1 protein-coding gene is annotated in these 747 nt (G+C 68.4%); it reads right to left on the reverse strand.

All coding sequences use genetic code 11. From position 1 onward, the window contains the following. Positions 1–50: 50 nt before the first annotated feature. The coding region (locus ACTWPW_RS64480) for a hypothetical protein (protein WP_443175082.1) at positions 51–747 on the reverse strand (697 nt) is incomplete at its 5' end.

Genomic DNA, 747 nt, shown 5'->3' on the forward strand with positions numbered 1-747 from the left:
CCGGCAACGAGTCGACTCTCCGGCAGCGCGTCAGAGCGGTCACGGCTTCCCTATCGCACCGGCTTCAGTACCGCCTGCAGGAGCACGACGCCCTCGCCGTACTTGTCCTTCAGCCGTTGCTGGAGCTCCTCACTGGCCACCCAGACGCCCACGACCACCTGCTCCTTCATGACGTCGACGGAAGTCGAGGTGAAGGGCTGGCCCAGATCGTCGCCGATGAACTCCTGGATCTGCCGCAGCGTTTCCTGGCTGCGCCGGGCCTGGCTGACGCAGAGCGCGCCACCCCAGCTCTCCCGGATCCACGCCTCCCTGCCGGCCAGGTCGCCCGTGAACTTCACGTTCAGCACCAGCTTGGTCGGGTCGTTGGCGTACTTCTCCGACCACTCCCGCTTGCTGCCGTCGTAGCCGGGGATCGAGTCCAGATAGCTCTGGTCCAGCCACACCCCGCCCACGGCCTCCTCATTCTGCAGCCGCTGCTGAGTCGCCTGGAGCGCTTCCTGGGTGGCCTTGGCGGGATCAGCCGGCCGCCAGCCGCCCTCCGGGACGGGGCACGGGCTGTCGAACCTGTGCTCCTCCGGCCTGCCCTGGACCGCCGCCCCTGGTGGTTCGGTCAGGGTCAGCCGGGAGCCGTCCCAGGTGCCGACCACCCGATACTGACCCCACTTCGTACCCTGGACGCTCTCGTGCTCAACCTTGGACCAGTCCCAGCCGACGATGTCCGGCCCACTGCACTGGGGTGGCAGCGAC

The sequence above is a fragment of the Nonomuraea sp. KM90 genome (genome assembly GCF_052246675.1).
Lineage (GTDB): Bacteria > Actinomycetota > Actinomycetes > Streptosporangiales > Streptosporangiaceae > Nonomuraea.